The sequence below is a fragment of the Marivivens marinus genome (assembly GCF_035969385.1).
GTDB lineage: Bacteria > Pseudomonadota > Alphaproteobacteria > Rhodobacterales > Rhodobacteraceae > SELP01.
The window spans coordinates 177,365-195,299 of the sequence record NZ_JAYKKJ010000002.1; the positions used below are offsets into that span (position 1 = coordinate 177,365).

Genomic DNA, 17,935 nt, shown 5'->3' on the forward strand with positions numbered 1-17,935 from the left:
CCCCATTGACCGATTGGAAATTGTCACGCGCGGCCGCAGACGACGCCATGTGCCTGTCCGCACTGACAGAGGCGGCCCGGGCAGAGCCAATGCCCGATCTTCTGGTTTCGGACGACTGCGGTGTGACCAACCGCGTTTCGGTTACCGAAGTCGGCAGTGCCCGCATTGACCGGATCGAGACAACCTGCGCAATCGCGCTGCGCATGGCGATGTGGGAACGTCACAGCCTTCGCCCCGCCGCGCAGCGCCATTTCGGCCAGGACATTGCGGTGATCCGCCAAATCGGCAGCTACAATTGCAGGCGAATGCGGACCAGCGCGGGTGTCGGGCGCCAGATGAGCACGCATTCGACCGCGGAGGCGATCGATATCACCGGCTTTGATCTGTCCGACGGGCGGTCCGTTCGTTTGCTGGGCGGCTGGAACGGTGATACCGACGAAGCGGCCTTTTTGCGTGATATTCGCGACGGCGCCTGTGACTTCTTTCGAACCACGCTTTCGCCCGACTTCAACGCCCTCCACGCGGACCATTTTCACCTGCAATCTCGTGGATGGGGAACCTGCCGCTAGAACAGAAAGCGGTGCGAATGGGCCGAAAATTCCCCCCGGAATATCCTTTACCGCCGGATGTTTCGCGTCCTAGGGTCGGGCCAGCCGGTTAGCCCGGTATTGGTGAACGGGCCTTTGGCCCATGCAAAGAGTGGGGATTGCTTATGGGCAAGAGAGATGACCTGATCGCGAAATACGCGGACGACCTGAAGTCCAAATGCGGCATGACGCCGGACATGGACCTGCTGACTAAGGTGACCATCGGCTGCGGCCCGTCGATCTATGACGCGGATGCCTCGACCGTCGCCGCCTCGCAGCCGAGCGAGCTGGAAACTGTCAAGAAGAACTTCCTGATGAAGAAACTGGGCCTTTCCGACAGCCCGGACCTGATGGCTGCGATCAAATCCGTTCTGGAAACCTATGGCATGTCCGAACGGAACAAGTATCGCGCTGTGGTCTATTACATGCTGGTAAAGCACTTCGGCAAAGAAGCCCTCTACCGCTGAGTTTGCCGTAGATCTGGACCTGCGCCCACCGGCCACCGGTGGGCGTCTGCATGTCGAGTTGACTAAAATCCTTCCGGCAATTCCTTTGCGGAATCGGCGCTGGCTGCGCTAGGCATAAGTCACGGCCAGGACGGCCCGGACCTAGAAATTCAGATCGCGTGTGGTGCGTAGGGAGCACGCGGGGTGAGAGGGGTCCGGCCGGGGTGGCTGGACCCCTTATTTGTCAAAGAAGGCTTTGCTGCGGTCAGGCGAGCGCATCTTGTCCCAACCCCCGAACGCCTTGCGCCTGTAGGAGGGCAACGACCTTTTTCACGTCCACGTTCTGGATCGCCGTGCCGGACGCGATGGCCAATGCCGCCGCCGTTCCCGCTGCCTGCCCCATTCCCATGCATTGCGGCATTCCCCGGACCGAGGCAAAGGCCGTAGCATCCGCCGAAATGATCCGACCCGCGAACATCAGGTTTTCAACATCACGCGGCATAAGGGACCGAAGCGGGATGGTGTAATATCCGCCCTGCCCGACGATAGCGTCATGGGTCATTGCGTTCGATGTGCGCATCACATCGTCAATCGGGTTGTCGCAACAGACGATCCCGTCATCGAACCGGGTAGACGCGGCAAGATCCGCCCCGGTGACCCGATAGACCCCTTCAAGTTTGCGCGTTTCACGGACACCGACCGTTGGGCCAAGGGTTGTCAGATAGGCGTTTTCAAAGCCCGGCACATCGTTGCGCAGGAACGTGGCGAGTTGATGGGCCCGCCGCCGGCCCTCTTGCGTCGCGCGACTGACGGCGGCCGGGTCGGTTCCGTCCACACCGCGGATCACGACGGAATTGCAAAAGACCGTCCCGGCGTGAAATCCCCGCATCAGGTAAAGCTGGGCAAGGTCCGGATGCAGCCGACCTTCGGCGATGCCCTTGGCGGCAAATTCGCGGAAGTAAGGGTCCGGGTCGGCAAAGACCCTGTCCCAATCGGCGTTTGCCATGAAGAAGGACAGGGTGACGCCCATCATCGCCCCGGTTTCATCCCCAAGCGAATAGGGAACACCAGCTTTGGCCGAGATATCGGCGTCGCCCGAACAGTCGATCACGAAGCGGCAGGAAAACCTGATCGGGCCGCGCCGGTCGCAGGCCTCGATCCCGGCGATCCGTTTGCCAGACATCACCGGGGACAGGGCGAAGGTGTTCAGGTGCAGATCTACCCCCGCCTCCTCCAGCATGTCGAACATGGTCAGCGTGGCAATGTCGTGGTCGTACTGGATTTCAGGACCAAAGTTTTCCAGCGCGCAGGGCCGCATTTCAGCAGCGGGCGGTGACATGGCGAAAAGCCGGTCGGCAAGTTCTTCCATGATACCGCCGATGATAACGCCCTTGGGATAGGCTGCGCCCCAGGGCATGCCGGGACAAAAGGCCATAACGCCGCCGATCTTGCTGGTTCCTTCCAGAAGCCGGACAGACAATCCCTGCCGTGCGGCGGCGATGGCCGCGCCAAATCCAGCAGTGCCGCCGCCGACCACAACGACATCTGTTTCGATTTCAGTCATGAAACCCGCCGATCAGAACAGGGTCAGGACCGCCCCGATGATCGCGCAGCCAAAGGTGGAATAGCCGCCGTCGATCAAGGTGAGTTTGAAGGGCCGCATACCGTAGGCGTTGTTGATCATCGTCCAGGGCGCGATGAAGAACAGCCCGATCCCGAGCCCAGCAATCACCCCTTTGCCGACCGTGTTGATATCTGCCATGCCGAAGATATGGCGCATCATGCCGGCGACGATGATCATGCAGATGGCCGAGAGGATGAAGGGTGTCGCGCTGCCCCCTTTGGGGCGGCCGTTTTCATCACATTCAATCCCTGATGCCTCCAACCATGGCTTCGACAGCGCCATGTACCAGACAGCCCCAAACACCCAGGATGCCGCCGCGGCGGCCAACACATTGATCAGTTCCATTCGTCCCTCCGAGTTTGTTTTCGGAAGTCTAGGCCAAGGATCAGGGCTCTGTCTTGCCCAATTCGCAGATCAGCTGCCATTCTGTATCGCTGACCGGCTGCACGGACAGGCGCGAGTTCTTGACCAGGACCATGTCGGCAAGGCGTGGGTCCGCTTTGATCGTCTGCATCGAGACAGGTTCGACGAAGGGGCGCAGCGCCCGGACATCAACACAGTCCCAACGCGGATCGTCGGTGCTGCTGTCGGGGTGGGCGGGGGCGATCACCTCGACAATACCGACGATCTCGAGCCCGGACCGGGAATGGTAGAAGAACCCCAAGTCGCCAACGTCCATCGCCCGCATATTGTTGCGGGCCTGATAGTTGCGGACCCCGTCCCATTCTTCGCCTGCCGCGCCTTTGGCGACCAGATCGTCCCAGCCGAAAACGTCGGGTTCGGATTTGAACAGCCACTTGGCCATCAGCCGATCACCTTTTTCCATTCCTGGATACGGACATCCGAAAACAACCCGGCCTTGGCGTAGGGGTCACTGGCGGCCCAGTCGTGGGCGGCGGCAAGGTCGGCAACATCCAGCACGATCAGGGACCCGCACATGGTGCCCGCGTCGTTCAGGAACGGCCCCGCCATTTCGACAACGCCGGTTTCTTCGATATAGGCAAGGTGGGCTGCCCGGTTGTCGAGACGGGTCTGAAGCGCCCCGTCCTTATCCGTCGTCATGATTGCAACACGCATTTCTATTCCTCCTTCAATGGCCGGGACAAAAGCTGCCGCAGCGCCTCTTCCACGGTGATGTTTCGGCCAACAAGATCCGCGACGACAAAGCTGATTGGCAGCTCCAGCCCATCGCGTTTGGCCAATTTAGTGACTGCTATTGCTGTTTTCGCGCCTTCAACCGTGACCGATGGATCAAAGTCTTCGCCGCGACCGATGGACAGTCCGAACTGGTAGTTGCGCGACAGGTCAGACGTGCAGGTCAAGGCCAGATCTCCCAGACCCGACAAGCCCATCAGCGTTTCAGGCCGGGCGCCGTTCGACAGAGCAAGCCGCTGCATCTCGGCAAAACCGCGGGTCAGAAGCGCGGCGCGGGCGCTTTCCCCAAGGCCGGCGCCGATGCAGGCGCCACAGGCAATGGCCATGACGTTCTTCAACGCGCCGCCAAGCTCTGACCCGACCACATCGGTTGTTCGGTAGAGCCGGAGGGTGGCTGTCGACAGGGCGGACTGAAGATAGGCCCCTTCGCTGTCATCGGCACAGGCGAGCGTCAGAGCGGTGGGAAGCCCGCTTGCAATATCCGCCGCAAAGCTCGGGCCTGTCAGGGTTGCAACAACCGCATCCGGGACAAGCGATTCGATGCTTTGGCTTGGCCCGCGCATCGTTTCGATATCGATGCCCTTGCAACAGGCGACAAGCCGCTTGCCCGCAAGCCAATTCGCGTTTGCGGCAAGGAACCCGCCGATGGCCTGTGCTGGCATCGCCAGAAGAACCACGTCGCACCCCGCCAGACGGTCGATATCATCGGTTGGGTGTACCGTTCCGGGAATGGTCTTCCCGGCAAGGCGCGGGCTTTGCCGGGTTTCGCGCATGGTCTGAACTGTGGCCTGGTCCCGCGCCCAAAGAATGACCTGTCGGCCATCCAGCCCGATTGTTATGGCGAGCGCCGTGCCGAACGCGCCCGCACCCGCGACACCAATCTTCATGCCTTCGCCCCCTTCTTGCCGGACCCGAGAAGCGCCGGGGCGGTCTGATCCAGTGGCCAGCGTGGCCGTGCCGAAAGCGTCAGATCGTCCACTTGTCCCATGCCATGCAACGCACCGCCCGCATAGGCGATCATCGCGGCGTTGTCGGTGCAAAGATCAAGGGGCGGCGCGGTGAAGACAGTCTCTGTATTGGCGCAAAGCTGTTGGAGTCCCGCCCGGATCGCGCCGTTTGCCGCGACCCCGCCAGCCACCGCAAAGCCCCGGTTGACGGGCTTATCCTCCAGATAAATCGCCAGCGCGCGGCGTGTCTTTTCCGTCAGGATGTCGACAACGGCCTGTTGAAACCCTGCAGCAAGGTCGGCCTGATCCTGTTCGGTGATCCCGCCCTTTTCCGCACCGATTGAATCCCGTGCCCGCAACATCGCGGTCTTCAGCCCGGAAAAGGACATGTCGCAGCCGGGACGATCCAACAGAGGGCGCGGCAAGGCGAACCGCCCGGCATCGCCAGACTGCGCGGCCCGTTCCACATTCGGCCCGCCGGGCTGCGGCAGGCCAATCAGGCGGGCGGTCTTGTCAAACGCCTCTCCGGGGGCGTCGTCAATGGTGCCGCCGATCCGGCGGAAGCTGTCCGGCCCCTCCACGATCAGGAACTGGCAGTGCCCCCCCGATACCAGCAGCATCAGATAGGGAAACGGAAGATCGTCGGTCAGCCGGGGCGTCAGCGCGTGCCCGGCAAGGTGGTTGACCCCGATCAGCGGTTTGCCAGTGGCCGCGGCAAGCCCCTTTGCGCACATCACGCCAGACAGCACTCCGCCGATCAGCCCCGGACCGGCGGTCACGGCGATGGCGTCGACCTCGGCCAGAGTCAGTTCGGCACTGGCGAGCGCCTGTTCGACAGCCAGGTCGATCTTTTCGGCATGGGCGCGTGCCGCGATTTCCGGCACCACGCCGCCAAAGTCGGCGTGCAGTTCCGTCTGACCAAACACCACCGAAGACAGCACCGTCCGACCGCGCACCACAGCGGCGGCGGTGTCGTCGCAGCTTGATTCGATGCCAAGAATAGTCAGCGGGTCTGTCATCGGGGTTCCGGTTGCGTCTGTCGCTTTCGCAGGTAACACTCGGGCGTTGCGCAAACAATGGTTGCGAGGGGCGATGGCGACACTTCTGATCACGCGGCCAGAGGCAGCGGCCCGAAGGTTCCTGTCGGCCGTCGAGGGCGAGATGAGGCCCGGCGTTCGGGCGGTTCTTTCGCCCGTGATGCGGATCGTCCCGATCCCGGACCTGTCCGCACCCGCCTGCGATGCGCTGGTTGTAACCTCGGAAAATGGGGTGAGCGCCGCGCGCGCGCTTGGGGTCCCCGCCGGAACCCGGTGCTATTGCGTCGGCGACCAATCAGCCCTGACCGCCCGCGCAGCAGGATATGACGCCATTTCGGCAGGCGGTGACGCCGAGACGCTTTTGGCGCTGTTGGCGAAAGAGCGGCCGACGGGCCGCCTGCTGCACCTTCGGGGCGAACACGCGCGGGGCGCCGTCGTTTCGCGGCTTCGGTCGATGGGCCTTGAGGCGCAAGAGGTGATCGCCTACCGGCAAGAGCCAATTCCGCTGACCGATGCGGCCCAAAAGCTGCTTGCGGGGAATGATCCTGTCGTCCTTCCCCTGTTTTCTCCGCGCTCTGCCTCCATATTCGTTAAAGCCGTCGATATTCGTGCACCGCTGCACATCGTGGCGATGAGTCACGCGGTCGCGGCAGAGGTGGCGGATCTTGGGGCCGATACCGTTGTGGTTGCCGACCGGCCGGACGGACCTGCGATGATTGCGGCGACGTGTCGCCGCTTGGACGCGGTGGATTGACTGTGGGTGCCGCTTGAGGCTGCCACGGGGGCGGTCTAGGCTGATGGAGCATCAGGAAAGGGGTTGCAGGTGGCGAAGCGAGGAACAAAGGGGCAGGACGCAGCGCAACCGAATGGCTCGGACGAGGGTGTGACAATCGAGGTTGAAGCAGCGGAAAATGCGGCGCCAGAACCAGAGATCCTGCCGGATCCTGAAGACGAGGTGGCGCAGCAGGATGAACCGCAACCAGAAGCGGAGGCTGAACCGTCGATTGAAGACACGACGCCTGTTGCCCCTGAGCCATCAGTAGAACGGCAAGTCGCCCGGCCATCTCTTGTCCTGCCGATGGCGGTTTCGATTCTTGTGGGCGCCGGGCTTGGCTATGGCCTTGCCTATTTTCAGTTCGGGCCAGTGGAACAGCGGCTAGAGGCGACGATCGCTCAGCAGGCCGCTCGCATCGACAACCTTGACTCCGGCCTTGCCGCGCTGGCGGAAACGCAGGCAAACCTTGATATCGATGGGGCGCTGGCGGGTGTCGAAGCGGGCGCGGCGGCGCGGGTGGCCGAGGTCCGGTCAGAGTTGGATGCCCTGCGCGGGCAGGTGACGGAACTGGAACGGCAACCCAACGCCGATGGCACCCTGTCGCCCACGGCGCTGGCCGCCTACGAGGCTGATATCGCTGCCCTGCGGGGCGAGATCGCGGCGCAGGAGCAGCGGATGCAGGCGCTTGCCGCCGATGCAGCGGCCCAGCTGGAAGAAACCCGCGAGCAGGCCGAACAGATTGAACAGACCGCCGCGGGCGCCGCCAATGCCGCCGCGGCCCGCGCCGCGTTGGCCCAGATTCGCGCGGCGGTGGAAAGTGGCGCACCCTTCGACAGCGCCCTGCCCGATCTGCGGGCGGCAACAGGTGACATTCCACCCGCCCTGACACGCGCTGCCGCCGACGGGGTGCCAACGCTGGACGATCTTCAAGCGACATTCCCGGACGCGGCGCGTCAAGCGCTGTCAGTTGCGCGGGCCGAAGGCGTGGCGGGTGAGGACGAAGGCGGGATCGGATCGTTCCTGCGGGAACAGTTCAACGTCCGCTCTGTCGAACCCCGTGACGGCGAAAGTGCCGATGCGATCCTGTCCCGGGCAGAGGCGGCGTTGCGCGGCGGGCGCCTGACCGATGCCTTGGCCGAGCTGGCCGCGCTGCCCGAGGTCGCCCGTGCCGAGCTTTCGGAATGGATGGGCATGGCAACCGTTCGCGCAGATGTCGTTTCGGCCCTCGAAGCCCTGACCCTTAGCCAGGATTGATGAACTGATGTTGTGGTCCCTGATAAAGATTCTCGCCTTCGTCGTGCTGGTCACCGCCCTGACCTACGGGGCTGTCCAGCTTCTGGAGGCCTCGGGTCAGGCAAAGATTACCGTGGCCGGATACGAGATCACGCTGAACGCGCTTGAAATGGCGGCGGCCGGTTTGGCGCTGATCCTGCTGGTCTGGATCGGCTTGAAACTGCTGGGCATCCTTGGCGCTGTATTCCGGTTCCTGAACGGGGATGAAACCGCCCTGTCCCGCTATTTCAGCCGCAACCGGGAACGAAAGGGATTCGAGGCGCTGTCCGAGGGGATGATGGCGCTGGCGTCCGGCGAAGGGCATCTTGCGTTGGCCAAGGCAACGAAAGCGGAACGCTATCTGGAACGGCCGGAATTGACCAACTTGCTGACGGCACAGGCCGCTGAACTGGCCGGGGATCGGAAGAAGGCGGAAGAGACCTATAAGAAGCTGCTGCAGGACGACAAGACCCGCTTTGTCGGGGTGCGCGGCATCATGAAACAGAAGCTCGCGGACGGAGATACCGACACCGCGATGAAGCTGGCACAAAAGGCCTTTGCCCTTAAGCCAAAGCACGAAGAGACACAGGACATCCTGTTGCGGCTTCAGGCGGACAAGGGGGATTGGTCCGGGGCCCGCACCACCCTTGGGGCCAAACTGCGACATGGAACGCTGCCCCGGGACGTGCACAAGCGGCGCGATGCGGTCCTTGCCCTGTCCGAGGCGAAGGCGATTCTGGAAGAAGGCGCAACGGTCGAGGCGCAAGAGGCTGCGATTGCCGCCAACCGGCAGTCACCCGATCTGGTCCCGGCGGCGGCGATGGCAGCCCGCGCCCATCTGGAGAAAGGAGACAAGCGTAGCGCCGCGAAAATCCTGACAAAGGCGTGGAAGGCACAACCCCACCCCGACCTTGCCGCCGCCTTTGCCGAGGTCGAACCGGACGAGGACATCGCGGCAAGAATTAAGCGGTTCCGCGCGCTGACCAAGCTGCATCCCGAACATTCGGAAACCCGGATGTTGCTGGCTGAACTGCATATTGCGGCCGAGGATTTCCCCGAGGCGCGCCGTGCGCTGGGCGATCTTGTCGAAACAGACCCGAACGCGCGGGTTCTGGCCCTGATGGCGGCCATCGAAAAGGGCAGCGGCGCCACTGAGGCGGCGGTGCGCGGCTGGCTGACCCGGGCCCTGTCTGCCCCACGCGGCCCGCAGTGGGTGTGCGACAAATGCCACAGCATCCACGTCACCTGGACCCCGGTCTGTGGAAACTGCCAGGCCTTCGACACTCTGTCGTGGAAACGGCCACCAGAAGATGCGACGCCCGTCGCCAGCACTGCCGAACGCCTGCCACTTTTGGTCGAACCGGCAGGGCAAACGGCGGAAGACCCTGTCGATACGCCCGAGATCGAAGTCATCGACCCGGACTCGGACCCGGAAAAATAGGCCTTTTCCACTCCCGACAGGGGTGCTATGAGCCGCGCGTTGGATGTTCCTGACGTCCAACAAAAGAGGAGTGCCGCTGTAGCTCAGCTGGTAGAGCACGTCATTCGTAATGATGGGGTCGGGGGTTCGAGTCCCTTCAGCGGCACCATTCCTCACCAAACTCTCAAAGAGCCATACCCACTGAAAGAAACACGACCATCTGCAATCTGCGTGGCGTGTGTAGCCTTAGGAGGTCCTCTGGACCGGGGTTTGGCCTTTTGGGTCTTGTGGTAACCTGATGCAATGATTGGTGCTTTGGTCTCCCGCTCAGCCTGAGTGGCGATTGAGCGGGTCCGGTTTTCTCTGCTTCCCCGCGTTTCCTGGGTGCTTCCCCGGGTTTTGCGTGGGTGTGTTTCCTGAAGCGGAGAAGGATTGCCCCAATGGCACAATCACAAAGTAGAACCCGCGCAGCGCGGCGGGCGAAGACCCCGCGGACCCGGCCAGACAGCCGGGACGCGTTCATCTGGGACACGGAGGTTCCGCAACTGGCCGAGCGTCGGCGCGGCGCGGCCCGCAGCTGGATCGTCCAGACCCGCGCGGGCGGGCGCAGCCTGCGCCGCAAGATCGGCGATGTGGAGGAGATGCCCTCAGAGGTCGCCCGGGCACTGGCCCGCGAGGTGCTGGCAGTGCTCTCGTCGATGATGCGCCATGCGGAGCTGTTGGGTCTGCGTCCCTCCGGTGCCAACCCCTGCGCCGGGCTGCGGCGGCACAAGTCCGACTTTGCCGCCGATTTTCTGGACCCGGCGGGATATGCGGTTCTGGGCCGAGTGCTGGACCGCGCCGCAGACCGCTTTCCGCTTGCCGTACCCTTCGTCCGCTTCGTGGCCCTGGGCAACTAGCATGTCGGACCAGATGGCGGAACCCATATACGTCATCCCAATCACCGGGGGCGAATTTGGACAGCGGCATGGGCGGAAGGTGCAATGAGACGCGCTTCGTCAGAATTGCCATTCTATGGTCGAAACACGCCAAGCATGTAGGTGACCAAGGAGGACGGCGACATCACATATGTTAACGGGCGTGCATACCTCCGCGAGACCGCGCGCCACGACCCTGACAACACGATCACGCCCGATGAACAGAAGGTGCTTCGACAGAGCCAATTGGCCGAGGCGAAGGATCGGCAAGCCCGCAAAGAGGCGATTCTCGCCGGCGTGCTGCGCCTTGGTGAAGCGTTGCGCGTGTTGAAGGGCGAGACTTGACCGCATGCCAAGCGCCCGCACCCTCTTGAACGGTGTCGCTCGACTGGAACACGCACGAGCGCCCAAGCTCTCGCGCATCGCTCGCGCCTAAGGGAGCTTTGATACCTTCGCAGAGCTGGTGCGCGCTGAAATCGAAGCTGGTGTGTTGGACCGCGACTTTCCGTTGCCGCACTTCAAAAGGTGGGAACGGGAGAAATTGAATTGACCGGCGAGTTGGAGTGGCGCATAGCCGATGCAGGTTCGCCACCTGCCCGTCCCAAAGGAAACCGTTGGATGCGAAACAAACGGAACCAGCTCGAGCGGGTCATCTCCTTGTCCGTGATCTAGTTAGCGCCCCGGAACATGGTTCCAAGGCGTTTCGCATAAGCCCTTATCGTCGTTGAGTTATGTCGCTTGGCATGGCACAGATGAAACGCGGAGCAGCCAATTCTGCCCGTGGGGCGTAGAATCCCCTCGTTGCGCATCTCGGTCGAATCTTCGGCCGGGTGACCGTCGCGTATGTCCGGGCGCACGCTTAAGGCGGCGGTGCCTCGGGCTACGCACGGGGATTCCAACACCGGGCTTTGATCCTGGCAGCCTCTCAGTTGATGAAGGCTGCGCCCATGAACACTGGAAGCTCACCGCCAAAGAGGCACCAAATCACCGGCAACTCCGGCCTGAACTATGCAGCATGGCAGCTCTCGCGTCGAGGTTGGCACGTGATGCCCACCATACGAAATGCACGCGGCTCAGACTTGATCGTGACAGATGCAGCCGAGGTCGTGTTTTTTGGTGTTCAGTCCAAAGCGCTTGCCAAGCGCGGTGCCGTTCCTCTCGGAATGAGCCTCGACAACCTGCGATCCGAATGGTGGATCATTACGATGAACGCCAATTCGGATGAGCCAACCTGTTACGTGTTGCGGCTCGAGGAGGTGCGTAGGCTTGCCACCCAAGACAGGAACGGCGGCAGATGGTGGCTAGAACCGAAGGACTATGATCGCGATGAATATCGCGAAGGTTGGAATCGCCTGCCCTGATGGGAGCAGCGAGGCTCGTATTGCGCTGGTATGGGGAAACACACCGCCCCACCGGGTGGGCGCCACTCTCGCTAAGCCTATGTTTTTGCTTGGTAAAAGTGGTGAGCCGTGCAGGATTCGAACCTGCGACCCACTGATTAAAAGTCTTACGGACAAAAATTCTCCGCACTTCTACATACCGCTCTTCAGGTCTTTAGATGCATGATAAAGAAAGCAAATTTCCGAAGTCAAACGCTGGGAACCTCGACATACCTCTTGAGGTTTCGGTCTCATATGCTTACCTCTTGCTTACCCAATAAGGAATCCTGCGGAGCCAGCCCATGCCAAAACTGAAGCTGTCGAAGTTCGTTGTTGAGAAGCTCAGCACTGAAGGTCGAGAGAACATTTTTTGGGATGATGCCCTTCACGGCTTCGGTGTTCGGGTGAAACCTAATGGCACCAAGAGCTATATCGTTCAGTATCGCAACCGCACGACAGGCCGGTCCAGACGCCAAACGATCGGACCGGTTGGTCCGCTCCTCTCGTTTGCCAATGCACGCAAAGAAGCCATGCGACTTCTCAGTGAAGCCGTGCAAGGCCGTGATCCTGTTGAAACAAGACAGACTGCACGCAAGGCGGAAACCATCGCTGATCTAGCTGAGCAATACCTTACACATCACGCAATGCCCAAGAAGCGTGAAAAGAGCGTTGCAAACGATGTTTCAATGCTGAATGCCATTATCATTCCTGAATTGGGCGATCGAAAGGTCGCCGAAGTTGGCCATCGCGACATTCAGGCTCTGCACAACAGTCTGCGTGAAACGCCCTATCGGGCAAACCGAACGCTGGCGCTGCTTTCAAAGATGTTCGCCCTTTCGGTCCGGTGGGGATGGCGACCTGATAATCCCGCCAAAGGCGTCGAGCGCTTCCGAGAACAAAAGCGCTATCGGTGGCTCTCCGATGCAGAGCTGGCCCGTCTAGTTGCAGTCCTTGACGAACATCCAAATCAGAAAGCTGCAAATGCCGTCCGCCTGCAGCTTCTTACCGGCGCACGTATTGGAGAGGTTCTGCAGGCCGAATGGAAGGATTTCGATCTTGTCCGAGGCGTGTGGGTGAAACCATCCCACCACACAAAACAGAAGCGCACCGAACACCTGCCACTATCCAACGCTGCGGTCACATTGCTACAAGCAATTCATGAGAGCGCCGACCCTAGCGATAGGTTCGTCTTTCCAGGCAAGCTGCCTGGGCAACCTCTCAAGGAACTGAAGCGGTTCTGGCAAGGCGTCACGGCTTCCGCCGAGCTTTCAGATTACCGCATCCACGACAATAGGCACACCCACGCATCACATTTGGTTTCAAGCGGCCTAAGCCTTCCAATCGTCGGTCGGCTTCTTGGTCACACGAACCCGCTTACGACACAGCGATATGCGCATCTTGCAGACGATCCACTCAGGGCTGCTGCAGAAATCATGGCCCAGAAGTTGGAGCGTTGATCTGCCGGACGCCAGAGCAATCGGACCTGTCTGGTCAAATAGCGCTACGTTGCGGAGAAATCGAGGATTGCAAGATCAAACACCTCGACGGGTCTCCAACGTAGCTCCATGCTGATAGGTAGCGTTGAAGGTTCGGAACGAGGTTCGGAACAGGCACAAATTGTATTGGCTATTCGTCACGGTCATCTAGGTCGAACCCATCCGTTGAGGCTGTCTGGCTAATTGCCGCTTGACCGAACTCAGCCTCAAAAGAACTCCGAAAGCTTTCTTCGGTTTTCTTGAAGTAGGCCAAAATGTCATCGGCACGCTGGTAGCCATCTTCAAAATAGCTCACGAGTTTTGACTGGGAGGTGGCTGCAAGCTCGGACGTCTCAAGCGTTGCCATCCAAAGCGCTACTAGTCCAATTGGCTCTGCCCCAACTTCCCCACATTTGTTGCACCTCAAGTACGAAACGGGCGCGATGGAGCTTGAGACTGTCTCAATCTGGCTGGAAACAGTTCGAGCGCAAACATCGCAACGCAAGCACGATTCTGTCATTTTGACCTCTGAGTGAATGACTCTAGAAAACCTGTTCGCGCTTTTTTCGATGTTGGTTCCGTTGGCTATCGAAGTTCGAGCTGTCTAGTCGAGAAGCAGAGCCTAGTGGTCTCTGGCCCGGATGGTAACAAAGCGATCAATCAATTCGGGAAAACCAACTTCGCGCCAGTATCGACCGCTTATCCAACCCGAAGACATACCCATGCCGCTATCATACTTCTCAAGGTGAAAGTCTTCTGCAAAAGCCAAGCTCTGGTCCGTCAACTCCCAGAACGCAACCTCAAGAAGCCGCTGAACATCTTGAATAGTCTCTGGCATGGTCGCGTCAGCAAATCTCTGTCGTAAATCGCGCCAAAGAAAGGGGTCACCTCTCAGCCCCCAGCTTTCTGGCTCTTCTGCAAATATATCGCCCAACCTCAAGAGATTCCCTTTCCGCATTCAGGTGTGTCTGGGTTGTCCGACAATACCCAGCCTAGATTATTTCGAGGTTTCTCTGTAACGAAACACCCTGGACTTGATGATCTGGGACAATTGTAGATGAAAACACAGATTTCCAAAAGTGATCCGATCTACAGGCGTGCTGCATTCTTGCTTGGTGAGGCTCTGCAAGAAGCCAAGAGAGATCAGGCGATAACTTACGTGATGCGCGTCCTTTCCAACTATGCGGCAATTGGCAAGGACGCAGGGTCTGGTCAAATCAAGAATGAGAACCTACGGGTCAGCCAAGGTGCACTTGAGCTCCTTGGAACAGTTGAAAGCGTCAGGGCGTGGCAACGAGGCACGATCAACGAACACCCGCTGCCCTTGAAGGCAAGTTGGGCGTTCATCCTGGCAGAGGCTGAGCGGCTAACGGTCAATGACGTTTGGGAGCACTTTGCTCAAAATCCAATGACCACGATAACCGTTGAAGAGGACAGCCGGTTAAACCGTATGAAACTTCAGTCGGCAACAGGGGTAGATCGTTACAAGCTCGCGGATATTCGCGTATCTCATCTGGGAGAAAGTCCGATAGAGCGACTCAAAAGCCGGGGAGTCAAATGATTCAAGGGCCTTGGCCACAAGACCGAGCGAGTAATCCGCTGACTGTCCGTAGTCAGATCTTTTGGGATGTTTGAGCGTCTTCCGTAAGCCGTGCGCCTCGAACATAATCCATGACCTTGTCATCGAGGCAACTTGGCCCTTATCCGGTTAGTGTCCGGAGACCGAAGCAAGTCGGCCTACCCCTCCCTAGCCTGACGTTGCGCCCTCATGAACCAGTGTCGGGTCGCCTGCGCCCGTGCTGCTGGGTCAGTCATAAAGATGTTTCGCATCTCGTTGTCCTGTTGGAATGCCCGGACGATGCCTTGGAAGAACGCCTGAGAGAACGCCGTTTCGACCACGTCTGCGGGATTGTTTCGCATCATCTGGGTCATGTCGTCGTCCATGATATCGCGAGTGACGCGTTCAAACCGAAGGAAGTCTTCGCGGGAGAACTGGGTGCCGTGCCGTTCGTTGAACGACTCGATGATCTCGGACAGCGATCTTTCTTCTTCCTCGGTGTAGGCGTTCGCACCGAACTCGGTGATCGGTTGCAGGGTTGCGATTTCGCCCGGTGACAGTGAAGCGCTGCCTTCTTCGCCCTTCTGTAACTTGAAGGCGGACAGGTTCAGCATTTCATCGGTGATCGCAATGTCGGCAGGCACGTCACGAGACGGCAACAGGCGCGACAACCACGATGTGTAGGCATAGAGTTTTTCCAACCACGCATCGTTCAGCGACACGACCTGTGCCACGAAGGCGTAGAACCGCTGGAAACTCTGCAGGAGTTGGCGGAACTCTTCCTGTTGCGCCTCGTCTTCATCAAGTTCGAAGCGCCCCACCGCGAGTCGGACAGTGCCTTCCAACTTGAGACGATCCTGTGTCGTCAGATCCCCCTTGAAAAACTGATCGGCGAACCGTTCGACCTCGTCTTTGTGAAGGTAGGTCGACGACGAGATGCGCTGTTCGAGGTCGTAGATTTGGTTCAGGTCAGTGCGTTCTTCGAGCGCGGTTGCCTCGAAGAAGGGGGAGAACGCCTCTTTCACGTCTTCCATCTCGTTTTGGAAGTCGAGGACGAAGGTTCGGGTCTTGCCGGGATATGTCCGGTTGAGACGGGCGAGCGTCTGCACCGCCTGCAACCCGGCGAGTTTCTTGTCCACATACATGGCGATGAGTTTCGGTTGGTCGAACCCGGTCTGGTATTTCTCGGCAACGACAAGGATCTGGAACTCGTCGGTGTCGAACTTCTTCGGCAATTCGGTCTCAGCGAACCCGTTCGCGGTCGCCTCGGTCCAGACATCGCCATCGATGTTCAGATCGCCCGAGAACGCGACCAGCGCCTTCAGATTCGTGTATTCCTTCTGCGCGATATATTCGTTCAGGCGCTGCCAGTAGCGGAGGGCGTGTTCGCGACTCTGGGTCACGATCATCGCCTTCGCCTTGCCGTCGAGTTCCTTCGCAACGTGGCGGCGGAAGTGTTCGACGATGACCTCGACCTTCTGATCGATGGCGGTCGGGTGCAGCGAGGCATAGCGGGCGACACGCGCCTGTGCCTTACGTCCCTTGAAGGCAGGATCGTCTTCGATGGTCTTTTCGAGTTGGTAGTAGGCGGAATAGGTCATGTAGTTCTGGAGCACGTCCAGAATGAACCCTTCCTCGATTGCCTGACGCATCGAATAGAGATGGAACGGGTGCGGCTTGTCGTCTGATCCGACGCGACCGAAGCGTTCCAGCGTCACGTTGCGGGGCGTCGCGGTAAAGGCGAGGAACGAGATGTTCTCCTGCGGTCCACGCGCCTTCTGGAACGCGAGAATCATGTCCTCAATGTCCTCGGAACTTGCATCGTCGCGGGTCAAAGCGTCGGTCAACCCCTGTGCCGCCTTGCCCGACTGGGACGAATGCGCCTCGTCGATGATAACGGCGAAGTTCTTGCCTCCCTGACCGGAGATCGCCTTCAGATGCTCGGTGCCAAACTTCTGGATCGTCGTGATGATGATCCTCGCGCCTTTCAGGATCGCCTCTTTCAGATCGCGGGATGTGCCGTCGATCTTCCTCACGACGCCCTCAGTCTGGGCGAACCCGCCGATAGTGTTTTGCAGCTGTCGGTCTAGCACCAAGCGATCGGTCACGATGATCGCGGTGTCGAAGAGCGGTTGGTCGTCCTCGTCATGCAGGTTGATGATCTGATGAGCGGTCCAGGCGATGGTGTTCGACTTGCCTGACCCGGCGCTGTGCTGGATCAGATAGTTCTGTCCTGCGCCGTTGGATCGCGCGTCCGCCAAGACCTTTCGCACGGCGTCCAGTTGCTGGAACCGTGGGAAAATAAGCACCTCTTTGCCGTTCCCGCGTTCGAGATGGATGAACCTCCCGATCAGGTCGAGCAACGCTTCGCGCGAGAACACGGCCTTCTCGCCGGGCAGGTCTTTGTAGAGATACGCGACCCGGTTCTCTCCCGGCACATCGGGGTTTCCGGCACCGCCATCGCGCCCGCGATTGAAGGGCAGGAACCGCGTCTTGCCGTTCATCAGGCGCGTGGTCATCGACACGTTGTCCTGATCCACCGCGAAATGGACGATGGCACCGCGCTTAAAGGTCAGGAGCGGCTCGCCAGCGGGGGATCTGTCTTGCCGATACTGCTTCTCGGCATGTTTGACATTCTGCCCGGTCAGGTGGTTCTTCACTTCGAGCGTCGCGACCGGGATGCCGTTGACGAAGGTCACAAGGTCAATGGCGTTCTTGTTCTTCGCCGAATAGGTCACCTGCCGCATCACGGACAGGATGTTCGCCTGATACAGGCGCGTCAGATCGGGGTTCAGGTTCGATGCGGGTTTGAAAAAGCACAGCGTGAACCGGATGTTCGGCACCAGTTTCAGCCCTTCGCGCAGCACGACATGGGTGGGGTTGTCCTTCAGCGCCTTGTCGAGACGTTTCAAAACCTCCGCTTCGGCCTGTGCGCTGTAATGATCTTCCAGCGTCTGCCACGCCTCGGGTTGCGTCGTCTTGAGAAAGCGGAACAGCAACTCGGTATCGAGGGCATGGGCAACGTCATAGTGGGACGGGCAGTCGCGTTCGATGTATCCCTGATCGCCGGACAGGCAGGCGACGATATGCGCTTCGAAGACCTTCTCTTGATGAATGTCGGCGGTGGTGTGGGTGTCGGTCATAAGCTTTTCTTGTCCGGTTCTTGAGACTTCGCCATCCGTGTGCGCTGCGCGAAACCTGCCTTCGACCTCTCGATAATCCGAGACTTGATGCCCGCTTTGTCGTTCTTGTTTTGGATGACCTTCGAAGGAAGGGGCTTTTTCAGAACGATGCCCCCGCCCCGCGCGAGGTCGCCACGACCCATGCCCACGAGTCCAATGCC

General features: G+C 60.1%; 19 protein-coding genes and 1 tRNA gene. 11 read left to right on the forward strand and 9 right to left on the reverse strand.

Going from position 1 to position 17,935, the window contains the following annotated elements:
* Positions 1-5: 5 nt before the first annotated feature.
* Together U3648_RS03485 and U3648_RS03490 are read left to right on the forward strand one after the other, a co-directional pair.
* The gene (locus U3648_RS03485; RefSeq protein ID WP_420857853.1) at positions 6-569 is read left to right on the forward strand and encodes an extensin-like domain-containing protein; all 564 of its coding nucleotides are present in this window, start codon (positions 6-8) and stop codon (positions 567-569) included.
* A 143-nt stretch (positions 570-712) separates the two neighbouring features.
* On the forward strand, positions 713-1,054 hold the full coding sequence (locus U3648_RS03490) for a DUF2853 family protein (RefSeq protein ID WP_420857854.1): 342 nt from the start codon (positions 713-715) through the stop codon (positions 1,052-1,054).
* 244 nt (positions 1,055-1,298) lie between these two features.
* Here U3648_RS03490 and U3648_RS03495 read toward each other — a convergent pair whose 3' ends face one another.
* Genes U3648_RS03495 through tsaD form a run of 6 tightly spaced genes read right to left on the reverse strand, consistent with a single transcriptional unit; the run spans position 1,299 to position 5,778 of the window.
* Positions 1,299-2,597 (reverse strand): FAD-dependent oxidoreductase, encoded by a 1,299-nt coding sequence (locus tag U3648_RS03495; protein WP_420857855.1) that lies wholly within the window; start codon positions 2,595-2,597, stop codon positions 1,299-1,301.
* 12 nt (positions 2,598-2,609) lie between these two features.
* Positions 2,610-3,002 (reverse strand): DUF1761 domain-containing protein, encoded by a 393-nt coding sequence (locus tag U3648_RS03500; RefSeq protein WP_420857856.1) that lies wholly within the window; start codon positions 3,000-3,002, stop codon positions 2,610-2,612.
* Positions 3,003-3,042: 40 nt separating this feature from the next.
* Positions 3,043-3,462: an EVE domain-containing protein gene (locus U3648_RS03505; protein ID WP_420858099.1), complete on the reverse strand. Its 420-nt coding sequence runs from the start codon at positions 3,460-3,462 to the stop codon at positions 3,043-3,045.
* Entirely contained in the window at positions 3,462-3,734 is a 273-nt protein-coding gene (locus tag U3648_RS03510; protein ID WP_420857857.1) for a YciI family protein, read from the reverse strand. The genes U3648_RS03505 and U3648_RS03510 overlap by 1 nt, the downstream gene beginning before the upstream one ends.
* 2 nt (positions 3,735-3,736) lie before the next feature.
* Positions 3,737-4,699: an NAD(P)H-dependent glycerol-3-phosphate dehydrogenase gene (locus U3648_RS03515; protein WP_420857858.1), complete on the reverse strand. Its 963-nt coding sequence runs from the start codon at positions 4,697-4,699 to the stop codon at positions 3,737-3,739.
* The gene (gene tsaD / locus U3648_RS03520; RefSeq protein ID WP_420857859.1) at positions 4,696-5,778 is read right to left on the reverse strand and encodes a tRNA (adenosine(37)-N6)-threonylcarbamoyltransferase complex transferase subunit TsaD; all 1,083 of its coding nucleotides are present in this window, start codon (positions 5,776-5,778) and stop codon (positions 4,696-4,698) included. The genes U3648_RS03515 and tsaD overlap by 4 nt, the downstream gene beginning before the upstream one ends.
* A gap of 73 nt (positions 5,779-5,851) precedes the next feature.
* Here tsaD and U3648_RS03525 point away from each other — a divergent pair, with 73 nt between their 5' ends.
* The 8 genes from U3648_RS03525 (at position 5,852) to U3648_RS03560 (ending at position 13,016) form a co-directional block, all read left to right on the forward strand.
* Positions 5,852-6,550 (forward strand): uroporphyrinogen-III synthase, encoded by a 699-nt coding sequence (locus U3648_RS03525; protein ID WP_420857860.1) that lies wholly within the window; start codon positions 5,852-5,854, stop codon positions 6,548-6,550.
* Positions 6,551-6,619: 69 nt separating this feature from the next.
* Positions 6,620-7,825: a hypothetical protein gene (locus U3648_RS03530; RefSeq protein WP_420857861.1), complete on the forward strand. Its 1,206-nt coding sequence runs from the start codon at positions 6,620-6,622 to the stop codon at positions 7,823-7,825.
* 7 nt (positions 7,826-7,832) lie between these two features.
* Complete coding sequence (locus U3648_RS03535; protein ID WP_420857862.1) at positions 7,833-9,284, forward strand: heme biosynthesis protein HemY; 1,452 nt, start codon at positions 7,833-7,835, stop codon at positions 9,282-9,284.
* 72 nt (positions 9,285-9,356) lie between these two features.
* Positions 9,357-9,432, forward strand: a tRNA-Thr gene (locus tag U3648_RS03540).
* 271 nt (positions 9,433-9,703) lie between these two features.
* A complete protein-coding gene (locus U3648_RS03545) occupies positions 9,704-10,162 on the forward strand; it encodes a hypothetical protein (RefSeq protein WP_420857863.1) in 459 nt (152 codons plus the stop codon).
* 141 nt (positions 10,163-10,303) lie between these two features.
* On the forward strand, positions 10,304-10,525 hold the full coding sequence (locus U3648_RS03550) for a hypothetical protein (protein WP_420857864.1): 222 nt from the start codon (positions 10,304-10,306) through the stop codon (positions 10,523-10,525).
* Between the two features lie 602 nt (positions 10,526-11,127).
* A complete protein-coding gene (locus U3648_RS03555; protein WP_420857865.1) occupies positions 11,128-11,541 on the forward strand; it encodes a hypothetical protein in 414 nt (137 codons plus the stop codon).
* Between the two features lie 320 nt (positions 11,542-11,861).
* Positions 11,862-13,016 (forward strand): tyrosine-type recombinase/integrase, encoded by a 1,155-nt coding sequence (locus U3648_RS03560; protein WP_420857866.1) that lies wholly within the window; start codon positions 11,862-11,864, stop codon positions 13,014-13,016.
* 169 nt (positions 13,017-13,185) lie between these two features.
* On the opposite strand, the gene U3648_RS03565 is transcribed toward U3648_RS03560, so the two are convergent.
* Together U3648_RS03565 and U3648_RS03570 are read right to left on the reverse strand one after the other, a co-directional pair.
* A complete protein-coding gene (locus tag U3648_RS03565; RefSeq protein WP_420857867.1) occupies positions 13,186-13,401 on the reverse strand; it encodes a hypothetical protein in 216 nt (71 codons plus the stop codon).
* A gap of 255 nt (positions 13,402-13,656) precedes the next feature.
* Positions 13,657-13,968 (reverse strand): hypothetical protein, encoded by a 312-nt coding sequence (locus U3648_RS03570; RefSeq protein WP_420857868.1) that lies wholly within the window; start codon positions 13,966-13,968, stop codon positions 13,657-13,659.
* A gap of 123 nt (positions 13,969-14,091) precedes the next feature.
* On the opposite strand from U3648_RS03570, the gene U3648_RS03575 reads away from it, so the two are divergent.
* Positions 14,092-14,595, forward strand: coding sequence for a hypothetical protein (locus U3648_RS03575; RefSeq protein WP_420857869.1), 504 nt, complete (start codon positions 14,092-14,094; stop codon positions 14,593-14,595).
* A gap of 176 nt (positions 14,596-14,771) precedes the next feature.
* Here U3648_RS03575 and U3648_RS03580 read toward each other — a convergent pair whose 3' ends face one another.
* A complete protein-coding gene (locus U3648_RS03580) occupies positions 14,772-17,735 on the reverse strand; it encodes a type I restriction endonuclease subunit R (protein ID WP_420857870.1) in 2,964 nt (987 codons plus the stop codon).
* Positions 17,736-17,935 lie beyond the last annotated feature (200 nt).

Bases quoted from the DNA above. Each gene is read 5' to 3' on its own strand.
- U3648_RS03490 (WP_420857854.1), top strand. From the start codon at position 713: ATGGGCAAGAGAGATGACCTGATCGCGAAATACGCGGACGACCTGAAG.
- U3648_RS03495 (WP_420857855.1), bottom strand. From the start codon at position 2,597: ATGACTGAAATCGAAACAGATGTCGTTGTGGTCGGCGGCGGCACTGCT.
- U3648_RS03500 (WP_420857856.1), bottom strand. From the start codon at position 3,002: ATGGAACTGATCAATGTGTTGGCCGCCGCGGCGGCATCCTGGGTGTTT.
- U3648_RS03505 (WP_420858099.1), bottom strand. From the start codon at position 3,462: ATGGCCAAGTGGCTGTTCAAATCCGAACCCGACGTTTTCGGCTGGGAC.
- U3648_RS03510 (WP_420857857.1), bottom strand. From the start codon at position 3,734: ATGCGTGTTGCAATCATGACGACGGATAAGGACGGGGCGCTTCAGACC.
- U3648_RS03515 (WP_420857858.1), bottom strand. From the start codon at position 4,699: ATGAAGATTGGTGTCGCGGGTGCGGGCGCGTTCGGCACGGCGCTCGCC.
- tsaD (WP_420857859.1), bottom strand. From the start codon at position 5,778: ATGACAGACCCGCTGACTATTCTTGGCATCGAATCAAGCTGCGACGAC.
- U3648_RS03525 (WP_420857860.1), top strand. From the start codon at position 5,852: ATGGCGACACTTCTGATCACGCGGCCAGAGGCAGCGGCCCGAAGGTTC.
- U3648_RS03535 (WP_420857862.1), top strand. From the start codon at position 7,833: ATGTTGTGGTCCCTGATAAAGATTCTCGCCTTCGTCGTGCTGGTCACC.
- U3648_RS03545 (WP_420857863.1), top strand. From the start codon at position 9,704: ATGGCACAATCACAAAGTAGAACCCGCGCAGCGCGGCGGGCGAAGACC.
- U3648_RS03555 (WP_420857865.1), top strand. From the start codon at position 11,128: ATGAACACTGGAAGCTCACCGCCAAAGAGGCACCAAATCACCGGCAAC.
- U3648_RS03560 (WP_420857866.1), top strand. From the start codon at position 11,862: ATGCCAAAACTGAAGCTGTCGAAGTTCGTTGTTGAGAAGCTCAGCACT.
- U3648_RS03565 (WP_420857867.1), bottom strand. From the start codon at position 13,401: ATGGCAACGCTTGAGACGTCCGAGCTTGCAGCCACCTCCCAGTCAAAA.
- U3648_RS03575 (WP_420857869.1), top strand. From the start codon at position 14,092: ATGAAAACACAGATTTCCAAAAGTGATCCGATCTACAGGCGTGCTGCA.
- U3648_RS03580 (WP_420857870.1), bottom strand. From the start codon at position 17,735: ATGACCGACACCCACACCACCGCCGACATTCATCAAGAGAAGGTCTTC.